General features: G+C 65.8%; 23 protein-coding genes and 3 pseudogenes. 11 read left to right on the top strand and 15 right to left on the bottom strand.

The genetic code is table 11. The features are described from left to right. Positions 1 to 285: 285 nt before the first annotated feature. The 8 genes from V3B64_RS06415 to V3B64_RS06450 form a co-directional block, all read right to left on the bottom strand. Positions 286 to 873 carry a S26 family signal peptidase gene (locus V3B64_RS06415; protein ID WP_073665908.1) on the bottom strand — a complete coding sequence of 196 codons (588 nt, stop codon included), beginning with the start codon at positions 871 to 873 and terminating at the stop codon, positions 286 to 288. Then, entirely contained in the window at positions 870 to 1,403 is a 534-nt protein-coding gene (locus V3B64_RS06420; protein ID WP_073665909.1) for a DUF2840 domain-containing protein, read from the bottom strand. The genes V3B64_RS06415 and V3B64_RS06420 overlap by 4 nt, the downstream gene beginning before the upstream one ends. Continuing rightward, entirely contained in the window at positions 1,400 to 1,672 is a 273-nt protein-coding gene (locus V3B64_RS06425; protein ID WP_003107114.1) for a hypothetical protein, read from the bottom strand. Before V3B64_RS06425 ends, V3B64_RS06420 begins: the two co-directional genes overlap by 4 nt. Further along, on the bottom strand, positions 1,669 to 2,307 hold the full coding sequence (gene parA / locus V3B64_RS06430; RefSeq protein WP_073665910.1) for a ParA family partition ATPase: 639 nt from the start codon (positions 2,305 to 2,307) through the stop codon (positions 1,669 to 1,671). The genes V3B64_RS06425 and parA overlap by 4 nt, the downstream gene beginning before the upstream one ends. Before the next feature lie 253 nt (positions 2,308 to 2,560). Next, positions 2,561 to 3,418: a replication initiator protein A gene (locus V3B64_RS06435; protein WP_073665912.1), complete on the bottom strand. Its 858-nt coding sequence runs from the start codon at positions 3,416 to 3,418 to the stop codon at positions 2,561 to 2,563. 26 nt (positions 3,419 to 3,444) lie between these two features. Beyond that, positions 3,445 to 3,726 (bottom strand): helix-turn-helix domain-containing protein, encoded by a 282-nt coding sequence (locus tag V3B64_RS06440; protein WP_003107109.1) that lies wholly within the window; start codon positions 3,724 to 3,726, stop codon positions 3,445 to 3,447. Positions 3,727 to 3,810: 84 nt separating this feature from the next. Beyond that, positions 3,811 to 4,581 (bottom strand): DUF2285 domain-containing protein, encoded by a 771-nt coding sequence (locus V3B64_RS06445; RefSeq protein WP_021249534.1) that lies wholly within the window; start codon positions 4,579 to 4,581, stop codon positions 3,811 to 3,813. Between the two features lie 308 nt (positions 4,582 to 4,889). After that, a complete protein-coding gene (locus V3B64_RS06450) occupies positions 4,890 to 5,240 on the bottom strand; it encodes a DUF2958 domain-containing protein (protein WP_031346926.1) in 351 nt (116 codons plus the stop codon). A gap of 240 nt (positions 5,241 to 5,480) precedes the next feature. Here V3B64_RS06450 and V3B64_RS06455 point away from each other — a divergent pair, with 240 nt between their 5' ends. Then, positions 5,481 to 5,786 carry a helix-turn-helix transcriptional regulator gene (locus tag V3B64_RS06455; protein ID WP_023127565.1) on the top strand — a complete coding sequence of 102 codons (306 nt, stop codon included), beginning with the start codon at positions 5,481 to 5,483 and terminating at the stop codon, positions 5,784 to 5,786. Positions 5,787 to 5,849: 63 nt separating this feature from the next. Here the strand turns inward: V3B64_RS06455 and V3B64_RS06460 are convergent, their stop codons facing one another. Next, entirely contained in the window at positions 5,850 to 6,164 is a 315-nt protein-coding gene (locus tag V3B64_RS06460) for a DUF736 domain-containing protein (RefSeq protein WP_021249531.1), read from the bottom strand. Between the two features lie 816 nt (positions 6,165 to 6,980). Between V3B64_RS06460 and V3B64_RS06465 the strand changes: the two genes are divergently transcribed. After that, positions 6,981 to 7,499 carry an N-acetyltransferase gene (locus tag V3B64_RS06465; protein WP_073665913.1) on the top strand — a complete coding sequence of 173 codons (519 nt, stop codon included), beginning with the start codon at positions 6,981 to 6,983 and terminating at the stop codon, positions 7,497 to 7,499. A gap of 194 nt (positions 7,500 to 7,693) precedes the next feature. On the opposite strand, the gene V3B64_RS06470 is transcribed toward V3B64_RS06465, so the two are convergent. The 4 genes from V3B64_RS06470 to radC form a co-directional block, all read right to left on the bottom strand. Beyond that, positions 7,694 to 9,745, bottom strand: a complete 2,052-nt coding sequence (locus tag V3B64_RS06470; RefSeq protein WP_073665914.1) for a ParB/RepB/Spo0J family partition protein — start codon at positions 9,743 to 9,745, stop codon at positions 7,694 to 7,696. An 80-nt stretch (positions 9,746 to 9,825) separates the two neighbouring features. Further along, positions 9,826 to 10,650, bottom strand: a complete 825-nt coding sequence (locus tag V3B64_RS06475; protein ID WP_073665915.1) for a DUF932 domain-containing protein — start codon at positions 10,648 to 10,650, stop codon at positions 9,826 to 9,828. 775 nt (positions 10,651 to 11,425) lie between these two features. Then, a complete protein-coding gene (locus V3B64_RS06480; protein ID WP_003296366.1) occupies positions 11,426 to 11,818 on the bottom strand; it encodes a hypothetical protein in 393 nt (130 codons plus the stop codon). Positions 11,819 to 12,095: 277 nt separating this feature from the next. Continuing rightward, positions 12,096 to 12,605, bottom strand: a complete 510-nt coding sequence (gene radC, locus V3B64_RS06485; RefSeq protein ID WP_024162205.1) for a DNA repair protein RadC — start codon at positions 12,603 to 12,605, stop codon at positions 12,096 to 12,098. A 415-nt stretch (positions 12,606 to 13,020) separates the two neighbouring features. On the opposite strand from radC, the gene V3B64_RS06490 reads away from it, so the two are divergent. From V3B64_RS06490 to arsN2, 6 genes and pseudogenes are all read left to right on the top strand, one after another. Then, the gene (locus V3B64_RS06490; protein ID WP_043567001.1) at positions 13,021 to 13,350 is read left to right on the top strand and encodes a helix-turn-helix domain-containing protein; all 330 of its coding nucleotides are present in this window, start codon (positions 13,021 to 13,023) and stop codon (positions 13,348 to 13,350) included. A gap of 11 nt (positions 13,351 to 13,361) precedes the next feature. Next, positions 13,362 to 13,826 (top strand): ArsI/CadI family heavy metal resistance metalloenzyme, encoded by a 465-nt coding sequence (locus V3B64_RS06495; RefSeq protein WP_073665938.1) that lies wholly within the window; start codon positions 13,362 to 13,364, stop codon positions 13,824 to 13,826. 12 nt (positions 13,827 to 13,838) lie between these two features. Continuing rightward, positions 13,839 to 14,336 (top strand): arsenate reductase ArsC, encoded by a 498-nt coding sequence (locus tag V3B64_RS06500; RefSeq protein WP_073665939.1) that lies wholly within the window; start codon positions 13,839 to 13,841, stop codon positions 14,334 to 14,336. A gap of 10 nt (positions 14,337 to 14,346) precedes the next feature. Beyond that, positions 14,347 to 15,441 (top strand): ACR3 family arsenite efflux transporter, encoded by a 1,095-nt coding sequence (gene arsB / locus V3B64_RS06505; RefSeq protein WP_043567054.1) that lies wholly within the window; start codon positions 14,347 to 14,349, stop codon positions 15,439 to 15,441. Further along, a pseudogene (arsC, locus tag V3B64_RS06510) lies at positions 15,438 to 15,845 on the top strand (arsenate reductase (glutaredoxin)); the annotation flags it as partial. The gene arsB and the pseudogene arsC, both read left to right, overlap by 4 nt. Positions 15,846 to 15,875: 30 nt before the next feature. After that, a pseudogene (gene arsN2 / locus V3B64_RS06515) lies at positions 15,876 to 16,268 on the top strand (arsenic resistance N-acetyltransferase ArsN2); the annotation flags it as partial. On the opposite strand, the gene V3B64_RS06520 reads toward arsN2, so the two are convergent. Both V3B64_RS06520 and V3B64_RS06525 read right to left on the bottom strand, forming a co-directional pair. Further along, positions 16,191 to 16,511 carry a DUF1016 N-terminal domain-containing protein gene (locus V3B64_RS06520; protein ID WP_254814198.1) on the bottom strand — a complete coding sequence of 107 codons (321 nt, stop codon included), beginning with the start codon at positions 16,509 to 16,511 and terminating at the stop codon, positions 16,191 to 16,193. The pseudogene arsN2 and the gene V3B64_RS06520 sit on opposite strands and share 78 nt — an antisense overlap. Before the next feature lie 105 nt (positions 16,512 to 16,616). Beyond that, positions 16,617 to 16,858 (bottom strand): annotated as a pseudogene (locus tag V3B64_RS06525) (tyrosine-type recombinase/integrase); the annotation flags it as partial. A gap of 426 nt (positions 16,859 to 17,284) precedes the next feature. On the opposite strand from V3B64_RS06525, the gene V3B64_RS06530 reads away from it, so the two are divergent. From V3B64_RS06530 to V3B64_RS06540, 3 genes are read left to right on the top strand one after another with little or no spacing between them, the layout of a single operon-like run. Then, on the top strand, positions 17,285 to 18,427 hold the full coding sequence (locus V3B64_RS06530) for a toll/interleukin-1 receptor domain-containing protein (protein WP_015912904.1): 1,143 nt from the start codon (positions 17,285 to 17,287) through the stop codon (positions 18,425 to 18,427). A 2-nt stretch (positions 18,428 to 18,429) separates the two neighbouring features. Further along, the gene (locus V3B64_RS06535; RefSeq protein ID WP_073665941.1) at positions 18,430 to 19,011 is read left to right on the top strand and encodes a hypothetical protein; all 582 of its coding nucleotides are present in this window, start codon (positions 18,430 to 18,432) and stop codon (positions 19,009 to 19,011) included. Between the two features lie 52 nt (positions 19,012 to 19,063). Then, on the top strand, positions 19,064 to 19,549 hold the full coding sequence (locus V3B64_RS06540; RefSeq protein ID WP_073665942.1) for a TIR domain-containing protein: 486 nt from the start codon (positions 19,064 to 19,066) through the stop codon (positions 19,547 to 19,549). The last annotated feature ends 3 nt before the right edge of the window (positions 19,550 to 19,552 follow it).

Below are 19,552 nucleotides of genomic sequence, written 5' to 3' on the forward strand. Positions count from 1 at the left end.
CTTTTGTCTTGCCTTCCGCCTTTGCCCCTCGCTGACGCTCCGGGCAGCGGCGGCCCCGCGGCGCTGCTGCGCGAGCAGCCAGCGCGCCGGCGAACGCGGGCACGGCCGCAGGCCGGGCGCGTTCGAGGCAAGACGCCTGCACGTTGGACGGCTGCGCCGAAGGCAGCGCGAAGTGCGGTGCGAATGCGCCCGCGCTGCACGCGCGACGACACGGCGGCAGCAGCCGGAACGACATGCCCGATGGCACGATGAGAGGCACGGCGACGTGCAGCGAATCGGCGGCCATCATGGGCGTGTCTCCATCCACACCGGATGCGCGACGCCGATCACGGCGGACGCGCTGACCGGGCCGAAATAGCGGCTGTCGAACGAGGCCGGATTCGTCACGCTCAACAGGAACAGCTCGCCCGGTTCGAGGCGGCGGCAAAGCAGCAAGGATGGCAGCGGCCGGCCCAGCCGGTCGGCAGGCAGCGCGGCGGCCACCGGCACGCCGTCGATGCGTACCTGCCCGGCGACGATGCAAACGTGTTGCGGCGCGACCGCGCCTACACGTTTGAGCAACGGCACGCGGGCCGGCAGGTAGCCGCGCTGCGCAGCGAGCGCGGCAGCGTCGGCAGGCAATCGGGTCAGGACGATGCTGTCCACGGACAAAGGACGTGGCAGCGAGGCCGCCCGATGGTCGAGCGGCTGCACGCGATACCAGCCGACCGCCACGCTGTCGGACGGGTTGTAGATCAGGCGCGGCAGCGGCTGCACGAACGCCGCCCAGGCCAAAGCAGCGAGGCCGGCGGCGGTGAAGCCCGCCAGCACGATGCGAGCGCGCAGGCGCGAGCGAGGATGCGGCGCGGGGCCGGTCGTGGAAATCGCGGTCATGGGAATGTCCTCCCGGCCAGCCAGGCGGCGTGCCGTTCTGCGGTGTATTCGGGCAGCGGCAGGCGCGCCGCGAGCCGGTTGGCGAGCGTGCGCCAATACGCGGGCGACACGTCGATGGCGGCGATGCTCTGTGCGTCGATGCCGTCGATGCGTTTCAGCACGGCACGCACCGCGTTTTCGCCTTCGGCGTGCAGCAGCAGGCGTGCGCCCGGCTGCACGCCGGGGATGCGCTGCGCCGCGTCGAGCGGCGTGCAAGCCTGCATCACCATGAGCTGCCAGCGGATCGTGCCGTAGTCGTTGGCCTCCCACCGGATGCGGCACAACATGGCACCCGGCAGGAACACGGCGCAGCGCCGCCAGCGGTTGAGCTGGTGCGTGCGCGCAGGTTCGCCGAAGCGCAGGTAGAGCTTGAAGCGTGGTTCGATGTAGGCCAGCGCCACGCGCGTCAGCGGCGCGCTGGCAGGATGGCCGGAAGGTGCTGCGAGCGCAGCCGTGGCCGCGCCAGCGGCAGGCGAAGCGGATGCGGTCATGGGGTGTTCTCCCTGCGGTGCTCTGGAAACTCACGCTCCAGCAGGCCGCGCAGCAGATCGGCCACGGTCACGCCCTGCGTGAAGGCCGACACCTTGATGCGCGCGCGCAGCGCGGGCGTGATGTCGAGGGTCAGGCGGGCGGTGTAGAGGTCGCCCTTGCCCAGCGCATCGGCGTCGCCTTGGCGAATCCACGCCTCGGCGTGCGGATTCGCGGGCGGACGCGCGCCGATGCCGACGCGCTTTGCGCGTATCGGTGGCTTCGCTGTCATGTCGGCCACCGCAGCAGTTCGTCCACCAAGGCGGTGATTTCACGCGCGGCGGCGCTGTCCGGCGCCGTCTCGCGTGCAAGCCGGCCAGCGGCCACGCTGTCGGCGAACACGATGCGTTGATGCACTTCAGAGCGCAGCGCAGGAAGCGGTTGGTCGGCCAGCGCCTGGCGCGCTTCGCGCCCGATGACGGTGGTACTGATGCGCCGATTGATGATGAAGGCCGCACGCAGCGCAGGCCGAAACACCTGCGCTTCGCGGATCAGCGCCACCATCTCGGCGCTGGCCCACAGGTCGTAGGGGCTGGGTTGCACGGGGATCAGCACGCGCTCGGCCGCCAGCAGCGCGGAGCGCGCCAGTGCCGCGATGCGTGGCGGGCCGTCGATGACGACGTGATCGGCCCGCCTGGCGAGTTCTGGTGCTTCCTGATGCAGCGTTTCGCGTGCCAGGCCCACGGCGCTGAACAACCTTGGCAAACCCTGCTGGCTTCTGCGCTGCGTCCAGTCCAGCGATGAACCCTGCGGGTCGGCGTCCAGCAGGACGACGTGCTGGCCGCGCATCGCAAGCTCGCCGGCGATGTGCGTGGCGAGCGTGGTCTTGCCCACGCCGCCTTTCTGGTTGAGCAGAGCGACGATCATGGCGCGGCCCTCCGTGTTGGAAAGCCGGGCTGTTGCTGCTGCGCTTGTGGCCGCGTGGTGGTTGTCCACCGCAGCAGCGTTTCCCTACTAAAAGTTAGAGAATTTAAGTTAGGGAAGTTAGAGGGACGCGAAACCCAATGCTGGCGCGGGTTTGCGGCCGATCGGCACGCCTGATAGCACGATAGTCTCACGCCTGATAGCACGATACCCCGCACGCCTGATAGCACGACACCATTCACAAGTTTTCCCGGAGTTATCCCCGTGCCGTCTGCGGCACGGGTCGAAAGGTCAGCAACTCCATGCCGTTGTCCGGCATCCGCTCGATGCCCAGGATGTAGCCGGGCAGCGACTGCCGCGCGACCAGCGCGCGCAGGTCGCAGGCGAAGTCGTAGGGCTTGGCGGTGCTGCCGGATTTCTGGTGCAGGTAGCGAAAGTCGAACTGCCAGCCGTATGCCTGCTTGCCACCGTGCTTGCGCACCAGGCGGTACAGCCACCGCTCGATGCCGCCAGTGAGCCGGAAGTACGCCGGGTCGATGGTCAGCACCAGGGCGGCGTCGAGTACGCCCGCATAGAACCAGTCCGGCAGGATCAGCTCGATGCCCAGCGGCGTGCCGCTGGCATCGGCCAGTTCCTTCCATTCGTTGATCCATGAGAAGCGATGCAGGCGCCGGCCTGTCGTCTCGCGGATGGACGTGGCCACCGTGGTCGATTGCAGGCGATCCAGCGCGGCCTTGAGGCGCTGGTAGTCGCGCAGCGACTTGCCGCGCCCGATGTAGCGCAGGATCTCGTAAGGCGTGGCGCGCATCAGCCGCGACGGCCGCAGGCCCGCGTCCTTCGCTTCCACGATCTGCGAGGCCGCCCATATCAGCACGTCCGCATCCCAAATCGTGGCGATGCCGTGCTCGGCTGTTCCCTCCACGCGGATCGTCACGTTGCCCGCACGGAAGTCGATGGGCTTGACCCGCTTGGACTTGGCGAGCGAGAAGAACGGATAGGCCATCAAGTCCTGGCTGTCGCGCGGCGCCATGTCGCCGGGCAAGGCGCGGAACAGGTCGAGCTGTTCGCGCTCCTGCAACGGCCGCTGCCGGGACGGCAGCGCAGTGCTGGACATGGCGATGGCCTGCCGCGCGCCGCCGATCAGCGCGCACGGCTGTCGGCCGAGTGGTGCTCGGCGTATTCGGGATCGGAAGTCGTCTCGAAACTGCGGTCGGCAGCCCAGGCATCGAGGTCGGCCACGGCGTACATGACGCGACGGCCGAACTTGCGAAAGCGCGGGCCGCCGCCGATCACGCGCTGCTTTTCCAGCGTGCGCGGCGACAGGCGCAGGTACTCGGCGGCTTCGTCGTTGGTGAGATAGCGTTGGGGCTGCGCAGCAGCGGTCGAGACAGTGGCGGCAGGCCGCAAGGGAGCGGGACGCATGGTGTGAACCTCCATCGGTTGAAAACGCCGGCTGCACCAGCGCAACCGGGATGGAGGCAGTCTCAGAAAACGAAGCTCTCCTGCTCAGGGTCGTTTTTCTTGGTCTTCAAAACGACCCTTCTCAAGCGGCGGAAGCTGTGCTAGGTGGCGGTAGCCGCCGCGCATCAGCGCATCGCCGCGACGCACCAGGCGGCGCACCTTGGAGCGCAGCCCGCCATCGCTGTACCAATCGGCTGCGGCATCCACGCCGAACAGTCCTTCCGCGACTTCACGCAAGGACGCGCCCGCCAGGGTCGCGTCGAGCGCCTGCAAGCTGTGCAGTTCCAGCAGCGCGGTAGGTGTTGGCCTGGGTTTGGCATCGGCCAGAGCGGCGCCGGGCACCTGTCCGCGTGCAGGCGCGGCAGCGCCGCCGCGATAGGCATAGGCGACAGCCATGCCGTCCTCCAGGCCGGCCGCGAGCGCGAAGCGCAGGCAGTGGCCTGGGCTGCGCGCGATCAGCGCCAGCCCTTTGCCGTCATGCAGCAGTTGCTTGTGGCCGGGGATACGCCAGAACGCGAACGTCGCCGCGTCCAGCGGCGGATCGGCATCTGGGTAGAGCTGCACCACGGCGGCATGGCCGGGCAGCCAGGCCGGATGCGCGTCGCGCGCATCCAGGGCCGGGTCTTCCAGCAGGCGCAAGCCCCAGTGATGCGCCGCCTGCTGGGCTGCTTGTGGCCGACGATGACGGCGCAGCCAGTCGAGCCGGTAGTCGGGATGCCGGCGCAGGTATTCCCAGGCAAGCGCAAGGCCGTCCAGATGCAGCACGTACAGATACGCGGCAGTCGGATACCAAGGCTCGGCGCTGTGATCGACCATGACGCCTCCTCCTGCGAACAGGACTCGCCACCACGGAAGAACTACGCGCTACATCGCCATCGTCAAAAGGTTATGGGTCAAAAAGATGGATCGGGTTGTCAAGACCGATTGGCTCCGATGCGTTGCGGTATTCGTCTCAATGCTGCGGCGGCAGCGCCCCGAGTTGGAGTGCTGCACAGGCCAGCCTGCCGCAGCCCGCGCCAGCCATCATGTCTATTTGGATCAGACTGGTGGGGCTACGCTGCAAGAATGCCGATTGAGACCTGCCCGGCATGACATCAGACTGAAAAAGTCACAGTAGGCTGTGTTCAGTCCGGGATGGCGCCGTCACGCTCGGCCGCGCGGGTGTACTCCGACAGCGTGCGCGTGGGACGGAAATAGAGGTCGCGCATCACGGGCTGCTGGCGCGGCCCAACGATGCCGGCCAGCTCGGACAGCTTGACGGTGCCCTGTGCCGGCATCCCGATCCCCAGGTCGATGAGGCCCCAGGCCGTGTCGCCATCGGCCGGATCGAGTGCGGCCAGCAGCCAGGTCACGTGCGCGTCCGGGGTGAACAGCCGCACCACGGGCACCGGGTCGATGGCCCGGCCAGCGGCGCGGGCCTCGCCGTTGGCGAGCAATTGCGCGCGCTCCGGGGCGGTGGCGAATGGCTGGGGCATGGTCGGCAATCCCACAAATCCAATGATGCACGAATGCGGTTTCACGTCGAAGCGCAGAACCACGAAACCGGATTTGCGCCTTCGTGCGCAAGCACGGATGCGGTTCTATGGCTTTGCCGGAATCCGCCGATACGGATTTCCGTAGAGGCACAAAAACGGAGAGCACCAAATGAACACTATAGATTGTAGCCCTATAGGGCGCAATGGGATGTCATCTTGGTTTTTGAGAGGAAACCATAGGTGGCGGCTGGGAACTCATTGGCGAAGGCGTTGAAGACAGTCAGAAAGGCGCGTGGCTTGAGCCAGGAAGCCTTCTCTGACGTGTCCAGCCGCACCTATATGAGTACCCTCGAACGCGACCTGAAAAGCCCCACCTTGAACAAGCTGGCCGAGCTGTGCGAGGTGATGGAGATCCATCCGCTCACGCTGCTGACGCTGGCCTACGCGGGCGACAGCCCGCGCAAGGCCGACGAGCTGCTGGCGCAGGTGCGCCAAGAGCTGGAGGCGGTGTTGAGCGAACGCGACGCGGCGGAGCCGCGCGCGTGATGCGGTGATGTGCTGCTATTAGCAGCACAGCGCCCCGCCGCGATGGGCGGGGCGCTGCGGCGGTCACGCCGCCTGGGGCTTGCTGCGCGACCAGATCAGGTCGTGCGTGCCGTCCTCACCTTCGATCAGGCGGGCATAGACCGCTGCCGGGAACGAAGGGTCATCGAGGGTCACGGACAGGTACTCGCGCCCAGCCTCGCTGGTCTTCTTCCACGCCGCGCCGATGTCGTGGCTGGCGGCCTGGAGGCGGAAATCGGGGGCGTTCTCGCTGCTGCCCTTGTCGTTGGGAACCAGCTTGACCTTGACGTTGAGCGTCAGGGTGCGAAGCGTGCCGGTGAAGCCGTCTTTGTCGGTGGTGAAGGTGCCGATGTTGGCCATGATGTTTTCTCCTTTCGGTTGAACAAGGTTCGCGCCCATCGCGTCCTTGTTGTGATCCGGCCGGCGGGGGACGGGCTGGCTGCACCGCTTGCGGTCGCAACGCAGTGGAGAGCCGGGAGGCGAAAAGAATTTGGCCCGCGAGGAATGCGCGCAGCGCAGGGGAAATTGTTTTCGCCGGACGGTTGCAGCCATGAAGCCCGAGGCGCAGCCGCGCCACCGCCAGGATTCACAACGAGACAAGGACGCCTTGGGCCGGACCGCTCCGAAAGGAGATGGGGCCGGCTCGGCATCCCCGCACGAAGGCTTCTCCGGCTCGCCCACTGACGCGGGCCAGGTCAACCACCCGACGACAGGCGAGAACGCCCCCGCCGCACCTTGCGGCGCCGCTCTTGAGGCGTGGCGTGGAAGCTCCATAGCGATGCCGGGCGGGTTGTCCGTGAACCGTCCTTCGTGACGTGATGGGCAGGAACCGCCAGCGTTGAGGACGGCACGCACCTGCACAACCTGCCGCAGCGAGCGCCAGCGTGTTCGCCAGCGCCCCGCCCATCGCGGCGGGGCGCTGGCCGGGCCGATCCGGCGCAGCCGGTTCGGCGTCATCGAGGGGCGCCAAGCATCGCGCGGCGGGGATAGCCCGCAGGACTTTCCCCTGGAGGCAAGCGAAGCGCGCAGCGCCGCAGGCGCGAAGGCGTGAGGGATTGAAGCCGAATGGCCGTGACGGCAAAGGCGGCACGGGGCGCAGCCCGAAAGCCCGGCGGCGCAGTGCGCCGACACGCCCAGGCTGTTCTATATTTTCAGGAAGCAATCGAAGACAAGCCCATGACCCTCCAGCTCCGACACGAAACCCCGGACGACATTGCCGCCATCGAGGCCGTGACCATCGCCGCGTTCGCTGATGCACCACACACCAGCCACACCGAGCAATTCATCGTGCGCGCCTTGCGTGCCGCCAACGAACTGACGCTTTCCATCGTGGCCGAAGAACATGGGCGCGTCGTCGGTCACGTCGCGCTGTCGCCAGTAACGATCACCCATGAGCACGGGCGAAAGACCGAGGGCTGGTATGGGTTGGGGCCGATCTCCGTCCTGCCGCCAAGGCAGGGGCAAGGCATCGGTTCGCGCCTGATGGAACAGGCGCTGTCTGAACTGCGGGCTATGCAGGCCGCAGGCTGCGTGCTGCTGGGCGATCCAACGTACTACACGCGCTTTGGCTTCCAGGCCCATGCGGGCTTGCAACTGCCGGGCGTGCTGCCCGGCTATTTCATGGCGCTGGCCCTGCATGGGACAGTGCCGGAAGGCATCGCGCACTACAGCGATGCCTTCAACGCCGCCGCCTGAGCCAGCGCGAAGGCGGCGGCGTTTTAATTCGGCTATTGGGCCTTGAACACCGGGCGCGGCCACTGTCGCACCCGGATTTCGCGTCCACCGCGCCCAGGGCGCGGTGCTGATCGCGGTTATTCCTTCGTCTCGGTGCGCCACCACACAAAGCGAAGCGCCCCGGTCGAGGCCGGGGCGCTTGCCTTCAGCGCGGGTCAAGCGGCCAGCGCCTCGGCGGGTTCATCCGCCATTGCTTCGGCATCCTCCGGGGCTTCCTGCTCCGAGCTTTCCTCCTGCGCGGCATCCTGCGGGCTTGCGGCCTTGAAGATAGCGGGCATCCAGCCCGTGCCATCGGCCAGCCGCTCGGCCTCGCTGGCAATGTCGGCCTTCTTGAGTTTCGCCAGCCGGGTGACGGATTCCGGTGCAAACGCGCCCACGGCATCCAGAATCACAGCCTTGGAAACGTGCTTGAAGTAGCCTTCTGCGGTCGGCTTCCACCATGCGGCCATGTCGAGGCCCACGGCCTGCGCCAGTTCCTCGCCGGGCTGGTGCGGCGTGGCACGGGGCGTCACCACGTCCACCGTGGAAGCCACGCACACGGCCAGCAGCCGCACCAGTTCGTCTTGCGACTTCGCCAGCAGCGCGGCGAACAGTTCGGCGCTGTCCTCCGGCAAGGCTTCGCCGGCTACCTGTTGCAGTTCGCGCAGCGCCACGGCGGCAGGCGATTCCGGCCAGTCCGGGGCCATGCCTTCCAGCCGGTCTTGCGCCGTGAGGCGCACGCCCAGCGGCAGGTCGTGGCCGTAGTGGCTGTCCTGCAAGACGGTCTGCACCATGCCATGCACCAGCGCGGCGAGCGCGACGTGCGGATGCCGGGCGACTTCGATTTGCAGCGCGGCGGTGCGGTGGGCGCTCAACCGCTGCGCCAGCCGGTCGGACAGGCTCGCGGCCTTGGGCTGCTCGGCGTCCTCGCCTTCGTCGTCGTTCCCGGCTTCGCCTTCTGCGCTGCCGAAACCCTGCCGCAAGCGCTCCAGCGTGCGCAGCGCCTTGGCTTCGGCTTCGCGCAGCAGCCCGCGATGAATCACGGCTTCTCCCTCACGGTCGAGCGTGACGATGGCACCGGCCACGGCGCGCACGTCCGGGGCGTAGCCCTGCAAGGCTTCCTCTACGGCTTGCAGTTCCCCGGCGACCTGTTCACGGCGCGGTTCCAGCGCTTCGGTCTTGTCCTCGTCCTCGGCGTCGTAGGCTTCTTCCAGTTCGGCGTCGATCTTGTCGAGGCGGCTTTGCAGCGAGGCAATGCGGCGGGCTTCGCGGGCGGTCGGTTCGCGGCGCTGGCGCGGCGCGTTCTGGAATGCCTGCCGCTCGGCGTAGCTCATGTGCGGCACGGCTTCCACCCACGCCCAACCCTCGGCGCGCACGTTCCCGGCCAGCGCATCCAGCTTGCCGCGCACCAGCGTTTCCAGCAGCGCTGCGTCGGTCAGGTAGGTTCCGGCATCGCCTTCCGCGAACAGGTCGCGGCGGATGCCGCCGCCCGCCGCCGTGTAGGCGTCCAGCCCGACGAAGCGCACCAGCGCGTGCGTGGCGTCGATTTCGCGCTCGGTCAGGCGCTCGCGCAGCTTGGACGGGCTGCGCTGCCATTCCGGCGCACCATAGAACGCGGCTTCCTGCGCGGCGTGGTCGTCGGTGATGGTCAAGGCCATCAACTGTTCCAGCGTCACGCCGCCGGCGCGATAGTCGGTCATCAGGCGCGGCGAGACGTTCGCCAGCTTCAAGCGGCGCTGCACCACCAGCGGGGTCACGCCGAAGTCGGCGGCAATGTCTTCCACCGGGCGACCTTCCTTGACCAGCGCGGCGAAGGCCGCGAACTGGTCGGCGGGGTGCATGGCCTCGCGCTGGACGTTCTCCGCGAGGCTGACGGTGCGGGCGGAAGCATCGGCCACCAGCAGGCACGGCACTTCGTAGTCGGCGGGGATGCGCTTCTTCTTCGCCAGCAGCTTCAAGGCGGTCAGGCGGCGGTCGCCTGCGACGACTTCGTATTGCTCGCCATCGGCGGACAGGATGACGATCAGGTTTTGCAGCAGGCCGATGCGGGCAATGCTCGCGGCCAGTTCGGGGATGGACTGGCGCGGGGTCGTCCGCACGTTGCGCTTGGAACGGCGCGGCAACAATTGCGAGAGGGGAACCAAGATCAGGTTCTTGGTCGGGTCGGCCACTTCCAGCGGCGCGGCGGCTTCGATGGCGACGGCTTCGGTTTTGAGTACGGCGTTCATGGTGATAACTCCTATCGGTTCAGGGATGCAGCAGCGAGAGAAGCGGCAAGGGCTGCTGCCTGCCCCTGCCGCGTGGGGATTCAGGCTTTCAACTGGCGCAGGCCATCGGCCAGCAGCCACAGGGCGCGATTCAGGCGCACGCTTTGGTCGATGCCCTGCACGGGCCGGGTGGTCTGGCGGCGGCCATTCGCGGCGCGGGCGGACAGGCCGCCTTTGGTCAAGTTCTCCTGCGTGCGGTTGAACACGCTCCACAGGTCGCGGCGGTCGTCGTCGCCACGGCGCGGCATCAGGATTTGCGATTCCGTGATGGGCGCGGGCTTGTCCTCGTCGTACTTCAACGCCAGCGCAGCGCGGGCGAACACTTCCGATTCCCCGGCGTTCAGCGTGATGGCGCGCATGGCATCGCGCGATTCCTGCGCCCGGTCGAAGCCATGCAGGACTTCGTAAGCGCCTTCGATGACGTGCCCGGCTACGTCGCCCTTGTGGGGCACGCGCACGTCGGCCACGGTGTCGCCGCAGACAAGGCCATTGCTGCAAACGAAGCGGAACATCCCGGCCAGCATCTGATAGCTGCTGGTGCCGTCATGGGAGTTCAGCAGGATGATTTCGTTGGCCTCGCGCCCGTTGATCTGGCTGGCGTGGCGCAGCCGGATCATGTGCTTGGTGTAGTCGCGGCGGTCGTCGTGGCGCACGCGGGTTTGCGTCACCATGAAAGGCTCGAAGCCTTCACCGCGCAGTTCCTGCAGCACGGTGGCGGTGGGGATGTAGCTGTACCGCTCGGAGCGGCTTTCGTGCGGGGCCTCGGCGAAGATGGACGGGGCCACCCTGCGGATTTGGTCGTCGGACAGCGGGTAATCGCTGCGCAGTGCCGGGGAACGGGAAGCGAAACGGGATGCGAGTTGCATGGTCTTTCTCCTGACAAAAAGAGGTTTGCTGTTCACACCGCACACCGGATTCCTAGATTCGGAGCCCAGCCTTTCGGCTGTTCGGTGCGGTCGGCACGAGGAACCCGGTTGGCCCTGTTGCCACCGTCTTTCCTGAGTTCATCGCCCGCGACGGTCAGGAGCGCGCGGACGGGGGCCGTCAAGGAGGCAAGCGCAGGGTTGGTGCGGCCCGCAGGCGCAGCCGAGGACACGGCCCTGCGCGCCTTGACGGCACACGGCCGCGGGCTACAGTCGCGGACAAGGTGATGAAGTCAGGGGAGACGGCTGGACAAGGCAACGGCCATCCCACACGCCGACCGCACGGCAAGCGAAGCGCGCAGGCCCGAAGCTGGAAGCCGGGCCGGAGGCGTCAGCCGAGCGGAGCGAGGGAACGATGGAAGCCCGTCAGGGGCGAGACGCCGCAGGCGGCTCGATGCGCCACGCGCACGACAGCGCGACCGGCCATGCTTCTTGGCCGGGGACGCACAGCCTTCAAGGCTCGATGCACAAGCTCATGCGCCAGTCATCGGGAAACAGGTTCGACAGCGACTACTGTGGTCTGGCCGATCCGGCGCAGCCGGTTCGGCGGCATCGAGGGGCGCCAAGCATCGCGCGGCGGGGATAGCCCGCAGGGCTTTCCCCTGGAGGCAAGCGAAGCGCGCAGCGCACCAGGCGCGAAGGTATCGGCAACGGGCGCAGCAGAAAAAAAGGTGCGCCGCCCCCGCAGGAACGACGCACCGAAGGCAGCGCGGCGCGATCAGTTCGCCGCCGGCGCCGTCATCGACTGCAACTGGTCGATCACGCCAGGCTCAACGAACACGCAAGCCTGCTCGTCCGCGATCGGCACGTTGAACACCTGCGCGAACACCGTGCGCCGCAGATGGGCCAGGCGGCCCGTGCGATATGCCTGCTCGGGCTTCATGCGGCCACCGGCCTGCGAGCCGCTGCGCTGCGGATCGCATTCGACCAGCGCGACAAAGCCGTCGTCGGACAGTTTCTGATGCTCGGGGCAAAGCCCCCAGCCGGTTGCCGTATGGCGCTCCATGCTCGCGCGCAGGCGCTTGTCCAACAGGACGGCGCCGGTATCGAACGCTGTGCCGCAGACCAAGCAAACGTGCTGTTCGAGGGAAACGTGTGATTTGTCGTGCATGACTGTTCTCCGGTTGCACGGGCGGAATTGCCCGGAACCGTCGCCAGCACGGCGCAGCGCAGCAGTCAGGGGTCAAGGACGGCCACGGGCCGCAAGCGTGCTTGCACGCGCCGCCCTTGACGGCGAGAACGCCGTGATACGGTGAAGGGACACAGCAAGACCGCCCCCAACCCGACACCACCACACCTGTTTTTGGCAAGTGCGTAGCACGCGCAGGCCCGCGAGGGCCGGAGTTGCGCCGCCGGGCGCAGCAAAAAGGGGGCCGAAGCCCCCTCAGTCAAATCAGGCCGCGTTCGGCGAAGGACGTGGTGCTGCCGCCCGCCACGACGATGTGATCCAGCGTGCGGACGTCCACCAACGCCAGCGCCTCCTTGAGTCGCTGGGTCAGCACCTTGTCGGCGCCGCTCGGCTCGGGATTTCCGCTCGGGTGGTTGTGCGAAACGATGACCGCCGCCGCATTGAGCCGCAGCGCCTCCTTGACCAGCTCGCGCGGATACACCGATGCGCTGTCGATGGTGCCGCGGAACATCTCCGCGTACTCGATCAGGCGATGCTGCGTATCGAGGAACAGCACCGCGAACACTTCGTGCTCGAAGCCAGCCAGCTTGGCGCGCAGGTACTCCTTGACTGCCGCCGGCGAACTGAACGAGGCACCACGCTGCATCTTCTGCTCGATGGCGTGGCGCGCGGCCTCCAAAATCTGGTCTGCCGTCGCCAGCAGGTAGCGGCCCTGTGCGTCACGCACCATCAGCGAGGCATCGAACGAGGAAAAGGACAGTTGCGACATGATCGTGCTCCGGTTGCTCGGGCGGAATTGCCCGGAACCGTGGCCAGCACGGCGCAGCGCAAGCAGTCAGGGGTCGCAGACGGCCGCCAGGACGCAAGCGCGCACAAGCGCGCGCCGCCCTTGACGGCGAGAACGCCGTGATACGGTGAAGGGAACAGCAAGACCGCCCACACCCCGCCCACTGCACACAGTCGGCTTTTGGGGCAAGCGGAGCGCGCAGGCCCTCAAGGGCCGGAGGCGTCAGGGATCAAGCCGGATGGCCGCGATTCGGCACGAAGCGCGGGGCGCAGCCCGCGAGCCCGACGGCGGTACGCCGGTACGCCGGTACGCCGGTACGCCGGGACGCCGGGACGCCATGCAGTTCTGCCTACTGATGACTTGCACAATGATTCAATAAATGTTGTATTATCGAATAATGAACGAGACCCAAGCTGTTTCCGCCCTGAGTGCCTTGGCCCATGCCCAGCGTCTGCGCGTGTTCCGCGCCCTGGTCGTCGCCGGCCCCGAGGGTTTGACGCCCAGCATCCTGGCCGACCAGCTCGACGTGGCCCGCAACACCCTGTCCTTCCATCTGAAGGAGCTGGCGCACGCCGGCCTCGTCACGATCGAGCAGCAGGGCCGCAACCTGATCTACCGCGCCGAGTACAGCCGCATGAACGGCCTGATCGGCTACCTGACCGAGCACTGCTGCCAGGGCGGCGTGTGCGAGGTCAGCCCGTCTTCCGCCATCTGCACCACCTGCTGAAAGGACTTCCCATGAAACGCTTTCACGTCCACCTGCACGTCGATGACCTGAACCGCAGCATCGGCTTCTATTCCCAACTGTTCGCCGCGCAGCCAGCCCGTGTCGAAGGCGACTACGCAAAGTGGATGCTCGAAGACCCACCGGTGAACTTCGCCATCTCCACGCGCGGCAGCAAGCCGGGCATCGACCACCTGGGCATCCAGACCGACGACGCCGAGGAACTGGCCGCGCTGAAGGCCCGCGCGCAGGCTGCTGACATGGCGCTGCTCGACGAAGGCACTACGACCTGCTGCTACGCGCGCAGCGAGAAGCACTGGATCACCGACCCGCAGGGCGTGGCCTGGGAGCACTTCCACACGCTGGGCAACATCCCCGTCTTCAACGAAGCACCCCAGCCCGCGCCCGGCACCGTCGCGGCGTGCTGCGCGCCAAGCGATGGTCGCGCCGCAGCGAAGCCCGCTGCATCTTGCTGCTGACGCGAGGCTCGCATGACGACTGAAGTTACCTACAACGCGCTGTTCATCTGCACGGGCAATTCGGCGCGGTCGATCCTCGCCGAAGGCATCCTCAACGCATTGGGCCAGGGGCGCTTCCGCGCCTATTCGGCGGGCAGCCATCCGAAAGGCGAAGTGCATCCATTGGCGCTCGCCACGCTGGAGCGCCTGCACCTGTCGGCGACGGGCTACCGCAGCAAGAGCTGGGACGAGTTCGTGGCGCCGGGTGCGCCGGTGTTCGATTTCATCTTCACCGTCTGCGACAACGCCGCCGGTGAGGCGTGCCCGCTGTGGCCGGGCGAGCCGGTATCGGCCCATTGGGGCGTGCCCGACCCAGCGGCCGTCGAAGGCACGGAGGAACAGCAGCGCAAAGCGTTCACGGACGCCGCGATCACGCTGCGCCGGCGCATCGAGCTGTTCCTGTCGCTGCCCCTGAAAAGTCTCGATGCCATGTCCTTGCAGCGCGAGCTGCGCGACATTGGCCGCCAGTGAGGCCAGCACGATGACCGCAGGAGCCGATACCGCCGGCCGCGCGCCGGCGGCGCCCGCCATGAGCGTCTTCGAGCGCTACCTGACCGTGTGGGTGCTGCTGTGCATCGTCGCGGGCATCGCCCTGGGCCAGCTCGCGCCCGGCGCGTTCCAGGCCGTCGGCCGCATGGAAGTGGCCCAGGTCAATCTGCCGGTCGGCCTGCTGATCTGGATCATGGTGATCCCGATGTTGCTCAAGGTGGACTTCGGCGCACTCGGCCAGGTGCGCCAGCACTGGCGCGGCATCGGCGTGACGCTGTTCGTCAACTGGGCCGTCAAGCCGTTCTCGATGGCGCTGCTGGCCTGGCTGTTCATCCGCCAGGTCTTCGCCGACTGGCTTCCGGCCGACCAGCTCGACAGCTACGTCGCCGGCCTGATCCTGCTGGCCGCCGCACCTTGCACGGCGATGGTGTTCGTCTGGAGCCGGCTGACCGGCGGCGATCCGATGTTCACTCTGTCGCAGGTGGCGCTGAACGACACCATCATGGTCTTCGCCTTTGCGCCCCTCGTCGGGCTGCTGCTCGGGTTGTCGGCCATCATCGTGCCCTGGGACACGCTGCTGACCTCGGTGGTGCTCTACATCGTCATCCCGGTCATCATCGCGCAGGTGTGGCGCCGAGCGCTGCTGCGTCAGGGCCAGGCGGCGTTCGACCGCGCGCTGGCGCGCATCGGTCCACTGTCGATCGCGGCGCTGCTGCTGACGCTGGTGCTGCTGTTCGCCTTCCAGGGCCAAGCCATCCTGCAGCAGCCGCTGGTGATCGCCATGCTGGCGGTGCCGATCCTTATCCAGGTGTTCTTCAATTCCGGCCTGGCCTACTGGCTCAACCGCAAGGTGGGCGAGAAGCACAGCATTGCCGGCCCCTCGGCGCTGATCGGCGCGAGCAACTTCTTCGAGTTGGCCGTGGCAGCGGCCATCAGCCTGTTCGGCTTCCACTCCGGCGCTGCGCTGGCCACCGTGGTCGGCGTGCTGATCGAGGTGCCGGTGATGCTGCTGGTCGTGCGCCTGGTCAACCGATCTCGTGGCTGGTACGAACAGGCCCCGCGCAACGCAGCGAGACATCCGGCATGAGTATCGTCACGATCTATCACAACCCGGATTGCGGCACGTCGCGCAACACGCTGGCACTGATCCGTGCAAGCGGCATCGAGCCCACGATCATCGAGTACCTGAAAGCGCCGCCTGACCGGGAAATCCTGAAGGCACTGATCGCGCGGATGGGCATGCGCGTGCGGGATGTGCTGCGCGTCAAGGGCACGCCCTACAAGGAATTGGGCCTGGACGCCATGCATTGGAGCGACGACCAGTTGATCGACCAGATGCTGGCGCACCCGATCCTCATCAATCGGCCCATCGTGGTGTCTGCGCTGGGTGTGCGGCTGTGCCGTCCTTCGGACATTGTGGTCGAGCTGTTGCCGCAGCGGCAGGCAGGCGAGATCCGCAAAGAGGACGGCACGCTGCTCCTCATAGACGCGCCAATCGCCGGCGGCGATCCCGACCTTGCCCTGGCGCTGCAGGGGGCCGGGCTTCCCACGGATGACTTGACCGAGCCGGGACGCCGATTCTTCGCCTATGTCACGGTGTCAGGGGAGCGCGTGGGCTTTGGTGGCTTCGAGCGCATGGGCCAGAACGTGCTGGTGCGCTCCTTGGTGGTACTGCCGCAAGCGCGCCATCGCGGCATCGGCGGCGGCATGCTCGCGCTGCTGCTGCGCCGCGCCTTCGACGAAGGGGGGCGCGAAGCCTGGTTGCTGACCACGACGGCCGCGCCGTTCTTCGAGCGCGCGGGCTTCAAGCCGATGGAGCGTACAAGCGCACCGGCTTCAGTACTGGCGACGCGGCAGGCTGCGAACTTGTGTCCTGCCAGCGCGGCGTTGCTTAGGCGGTCGATCCATCTGTAGTGCAGAAGGGCGAATTTCCGAGGACACTGTCTCGGATTTCTCGGCGGGCAGCCCGTTCCCCGATTTCCGAGACAGTGCCTCGGAAATCACAGGCCGGGGGTATGCGGCGAAGAACCGCCGCATGTTCTCCAGATTGTCCGGGCTGAACCCGCGACCGAAGCGCACGGTCAGGTCGGCGGACAGCCGGGCAATCAACTGTTCGCCATATCCCGCGCGACGCTTGCCCTGTTGCTCGGCCTCCACGATGCGGCGGCCAATCTCTCAATAGCTGGCCGTCATGCCGTCGTGGATGCCGGCGTAGCCGGCAGGCAGGGGCGGCACCTTTTACTGCTTTGGGCATCCGGGCGCTCATGTCGTGGCCTCCTGGGGCTGGCGCTGCCGCGCCTTCGTGATGGTCTGGCGCCGGGGGTCGCCACCAGCTCGGCCGCCTGGCGCACAGGATTGTCCTCGGTGTGGACGTAGCGCATGAACATAGCCACGGTCTTGTGCGCTGTCAGCGCCATGCCGACCTTGAGCGGCACGCCCGAATTGGCAATGTCCGTCGCCGAGCGGTGGCGGATGCCGTGGGTGCCGACCTTCGGCACACCGGCACGGTCAAGGATGCGCCGCCACGCCTGATAGTAGGAGTGGAGGCTTAACGGCTTCTTGTGATCGAGGATCGCGGGGCAACCGGGCCCAGCACGGCGCAGCGCAAGCTGTCACAGGGTCGAAGACGGCCACGGCCGCAAGCGCCGAAGGCGCGAGGCCCTTGACGGCGAGAACGCCGTGGTACGGTGTAGGGACAGCAAGACCGTCTCCATGCGACGCATGAACTCTGGCAAGCGGAGCGCGCAGGCCTGTCCAGGCCGGAGGCGTCAGCGATGGACGCCCGTAGGGGCGAGACGCCAACGGTGGCTCGATGCGAAGTACGACAGCGCGGCCCATTCGGGGACGCCCCAAAATCGGGTATCTTTAGAAACAACAGATTCCCGTATTGGGTCTCGCTTGGTTAGAACACTGCCATTGCAAGGAACGGCATGCCAGCCCTATATCAACTTGCCCTGCTTGGAACACCAACTGCAGTTCAAATTTCCGAACTTGAAGAAGTCATCGGAAAGGCTGTCGGCATGTTCAATTTGCGGTTGGGGCATGAGATTGGATGGGAGGTTTGTCCCGATGAATTCAATCCAGACCAACAGCGATCGTCTGCTGCGGCATTTTTCGGAGGTCATGAGCCTCCTCTTGCCAATGTGGCAAGACTGCTGGCGCGAGGCATCCCATTGCTCCCGGTCGCCTCTGACGTCAATCGAGTCAGTGCAGAAATCCCCGCATTGCTGCAGCCGCTCAACTGCTTAGCATACGCCGCAGGTGGGCCGCAACGTGTCGCGTCTGCTTTGCTGGAGTGTGCTGGGCTCCTTCCTCGACAGCGCCGGGTGTTCGTAAGCTATCGTCGGGGCGAGGCTAGGGAAGCAGCCTTGCAGCTATTCGATGCGCTGTCTGCTCGGCTATTTGATGTATTTCTCGATACACATGGTATTCCACCTGCAGAAGATTTCCAGACAATGCTATGGCACCGGCTTTGTGACTCGGATGTCCTGCTGATGCTCGACACGCCAGGATATTTTGAAAGCCGTTGGACGAGTGCTGAGTTCGGACGCGCTTTGGCCAAAGGCATCAGCGTCTTGCGGGTCGGTTGGCCTGACACAACGCCTTCTGCGCGCACGGCAACGGCCAGTCGGGCGGAACTGTTACCTGAAGAAGTCGATCCGACGACCGGACGCATCGCAGACGGTGCGGTGGATCGCATTTGTCTTCAACTGGAGGAAGTTCGCAGCCAGAGTCACGCGGTTCGCTCTGTCAACCTCGTAAGCAATCTGCGCAATGCCATTCAAACAATCGGCGGCCAAGTCGTCGGAGTGGGCGCCAATAGAGCTGTATATGTCCAACTGCCCGATGGGCGAAATGTAGTTGTTTATCCAACGGTCGGTGTTCCCACGTCAACTACGCTGCACGATGCGTCTACGAACTCACCGGAACAATCCGTTGCCGTGGTCTACGATCACGTAGGTCTGCATCCCAGGTGGCTGGGCCATCTGGACTGGTTAGGACAGCACATTCACTCCGCTAGGTGGGTTAAAGCCAGCGAGGCGGGTTGGCAATTCGCGGACTGGGAGGCGTAGCCATGAGTGCAATCTTCCTCTCGGCCAGCGTGCCACTTGTAGGGCGTGGCACTTACCACGAAACCGCCGATCCATTTCTTATCCAATGTGCGGTGAGAGAACTGGTCATAGCAGTCATTCGCCAGCACAAGATCGTGTGGGGTGGGCATCCTGCGATTACCCCGATGATTTGGAGCATATGTGAAGACTTGGGGGTCGACTACTCGCAGTCTGTTGTCTTGTATCAGAGCACGTTCTTTGCAGAAATCTTCCCTGAAGAGAACAAGCATTTCCAAAATGTAGTCTTCACCGATGCAGTCCCTAATGACAGGGCGGCAAGCTTGCTTGTCATGCGCGAACAGATGCTCTCACGTGAGGACTTAAGCGCTGCTGTGTTTATTGGTGGAATGGATGGGGTAGAAGCTGAACATGAGCTTTTCAGGCGCTTCCATCCTGCAGCCAAGGTGCTCCCGGTGTCCTCGCCAGGCGGAGCGGCGCTGAATCTCGCCAAGGACCATAGCTATTTCACCGGGGAAGCGCTTGTCGATGTGGACTTTGCTCAGCTCTTCCATGAGCATCTGGCGGTGCCCTTGGCTGGCAAGTAGAGTCAGTTCGTTTCCCGATCCCGTGCTCTAAAAAATCAACCGAGGATTATTCATGCCACGGAAAGTTTTCTACAGCTTTCATTATCAACGCGACAGTTGGCGCGCATCCAAGATACGCAATATTGGGGTTGTAGAGGGTAACCCGTCAGCAAGCGATAATAAATGGGAAGAAGTGAAGCGAGGCGGTGATACCGCGATCAAGCGCTGGATTGACGATCAATTGCAAGGGCGGACATGCACAATTGTTTTGGTTGGTGCGGAAACGGCAAATCGCCCCTGGATTCGATATGAGATTGAGCAGTCATGGAACAGCGGAAAGGGACTCCTGGGGATACGTGTCCACAAGCTCTTGGACCACAACCAGCAACCATCAGTGGCAGGGGCCAATCCGTTCGACTCATTTACCTTGAACGACGGTAGAAAGCTATCCTCCGTCGTCCGCGTCTACGATCCGCCGGGAGGCACCAGTAGCGCGGTCTATACCTCCATCAGCGACAACCTGTCGAGTTGGATCGAAGCAGCGATCGCCGCTCGCTAGAAG

Origin of the sequence: Stenotrophomonas sp. SMYL86 (assembly GCF_036320025.1) — a bacterium.
In the GTDB taxonomy this organism is placed as follows: Bacteria; Pseudomonadota; Gammaproteobacteria; order Xanthomonadales; family Xanthomonadaceae; genus Stenotrophomonas; species Stenotrophomonas maltophilia_A.

Coding starts and splice junctions, on each gene's coding strand:
- parA (WP_073665910.1), bottom strand. CDS start 2,307: ATGATCGTCGCTCTGCTCAACCAGAAAGGCGGCGTGGGCAAGACCACG.
- V3B64_RS06495 (WP_073665938.1), top strand. CDS start 13,362: ATGAAACGCTTTCACGTCCACCTGCACGTCGATGACCTGAACCGCAGC.
- V3B64_RS06440 (WP_003107109.1), bottom strand. CDS start 3,726: ATGCGTCCCGCTCCCTTGCGGCCTGCCGCCACTGTCTCGACCGCTGCT.
- V3B64_RS06540 (WP_073665942.1), top strand. CDS start 19,064: ATGCCACGGAAAGTTTTCTACAGCTTTCATTATCAACGCGACAGTTGG.
- V3B64_RS06470 (WP_073665914.1), bottom strand. CDS start 9,745: ATGAACGCCGTACTCAAAACCGAAGCCGTCGCCATCGAAGCCGCCGCG.
- radC (WP_024162205.1), bottom strand. CDS start 12,605: ATGTCGCAACTGTCCTTTTCCTCGTTCGATGCCTCGCTGATGGTGCGT.
- V3B64_RS06425 (WP_003107114.1), bottom strand. CDS start 1,672: ATGACAGCGAAGCCACCGATACGCGCAAAGCGCGTCGGCATCGGCGCG.
- V3B64_RS06535 (WP_073665941.1), top strand. CDS start 18,430: ATGAGTGCAATCTTCCTCTCGGCCAGCGTGCCACTTGTAGGGCGTGGC.
- V3B64_RS06435 (WP_073665912.1), bottom strand. CDS start 3,418: ATGTCCAGCACTGCGCTGCCGTCCCGGCAGCGGCCGTTGCAGGAGCGC.
- V3B64_RS06530 (WP_015912904.1), top strand. CDS start 17,285: ATGCCAGCCCTATATCAACTTGCCCTGCTTGGAACACCAACTGCAGTT.
- V3B64_RS06500 (WP_073665939.1), top strand. CDS start 13,839: ATGACGACTGAAGTTACCTACAACGCGCTGTTCATCTGCACGGGCAAT.
- V3B64_RS06415 (WP_073665908.1), bottom strand. CDS start 873: ATGACCGCGATTTCCACGACCGGCCCCGCGCCGCATCCTCGCTCGCGC.
- V3B64_RS06490 (WP_043567001.1), top strand. CDS start 13,021: ATGAACGAGACCCAAGCTGTTTCCGCCCTGAGTGCCTTGGCCCATGCC.
- arsB (WP_043567054.1), top strand. CDS start 14,347: ATGACCGCAGGAGCCGATACCGCCGGCCGCGCGCCGGCGGCGCCCGCC.
- V3B64_RS06465 (WP_073665913.1), top strand. CDS start 6,981: ATGACCCTCCAGCTCCGACACGAAACCCCGGACGACATTGCCGCCATC.
- V3B64_RS06475 (WP_073665915.1), bottom strand. CDS start 10,650: ATGCAACTCGCATCCCGTTTCGCTTCCCGTTCCCCGGCACTGCGCAGC.
- V3B64_RS06450 (WP_031346926.1), bottom strand. CDS start 5,240: ATGCCCCAGCCATTCGCCACCGCCCCGGAGCGCGCGCAATTGCTCGCC.
- V3B64_RS06480 (WP_003296366.1), bottom strand. CDS start 11,818: ATGCACGACAAATCACACGTTTCCCTCGAACAGCACGTTTGCTTGGTC.
- V3B64_RS06420 (WP_073665909.1), bottom strand. CDS start 1,403: ATGACCGCATCCGCTTCGCCTGCCGCTGGCGCGGCCACGGCTGCGCTC.
- V3B64_RS06445 (WP_021249534.1), bottom strand. CDS start 4,581: ATGGTCGATCACAGCGCCGAGCCTTGGTATCCGACTGCCGCGTATCTG.
- V3B64_RS06460 (WP_021249531.1), bottom strand. CDS start 6,164: ATGGCCAACATCGGCACCTTCACCACCGACAAAGACGGCTTCACCGGC.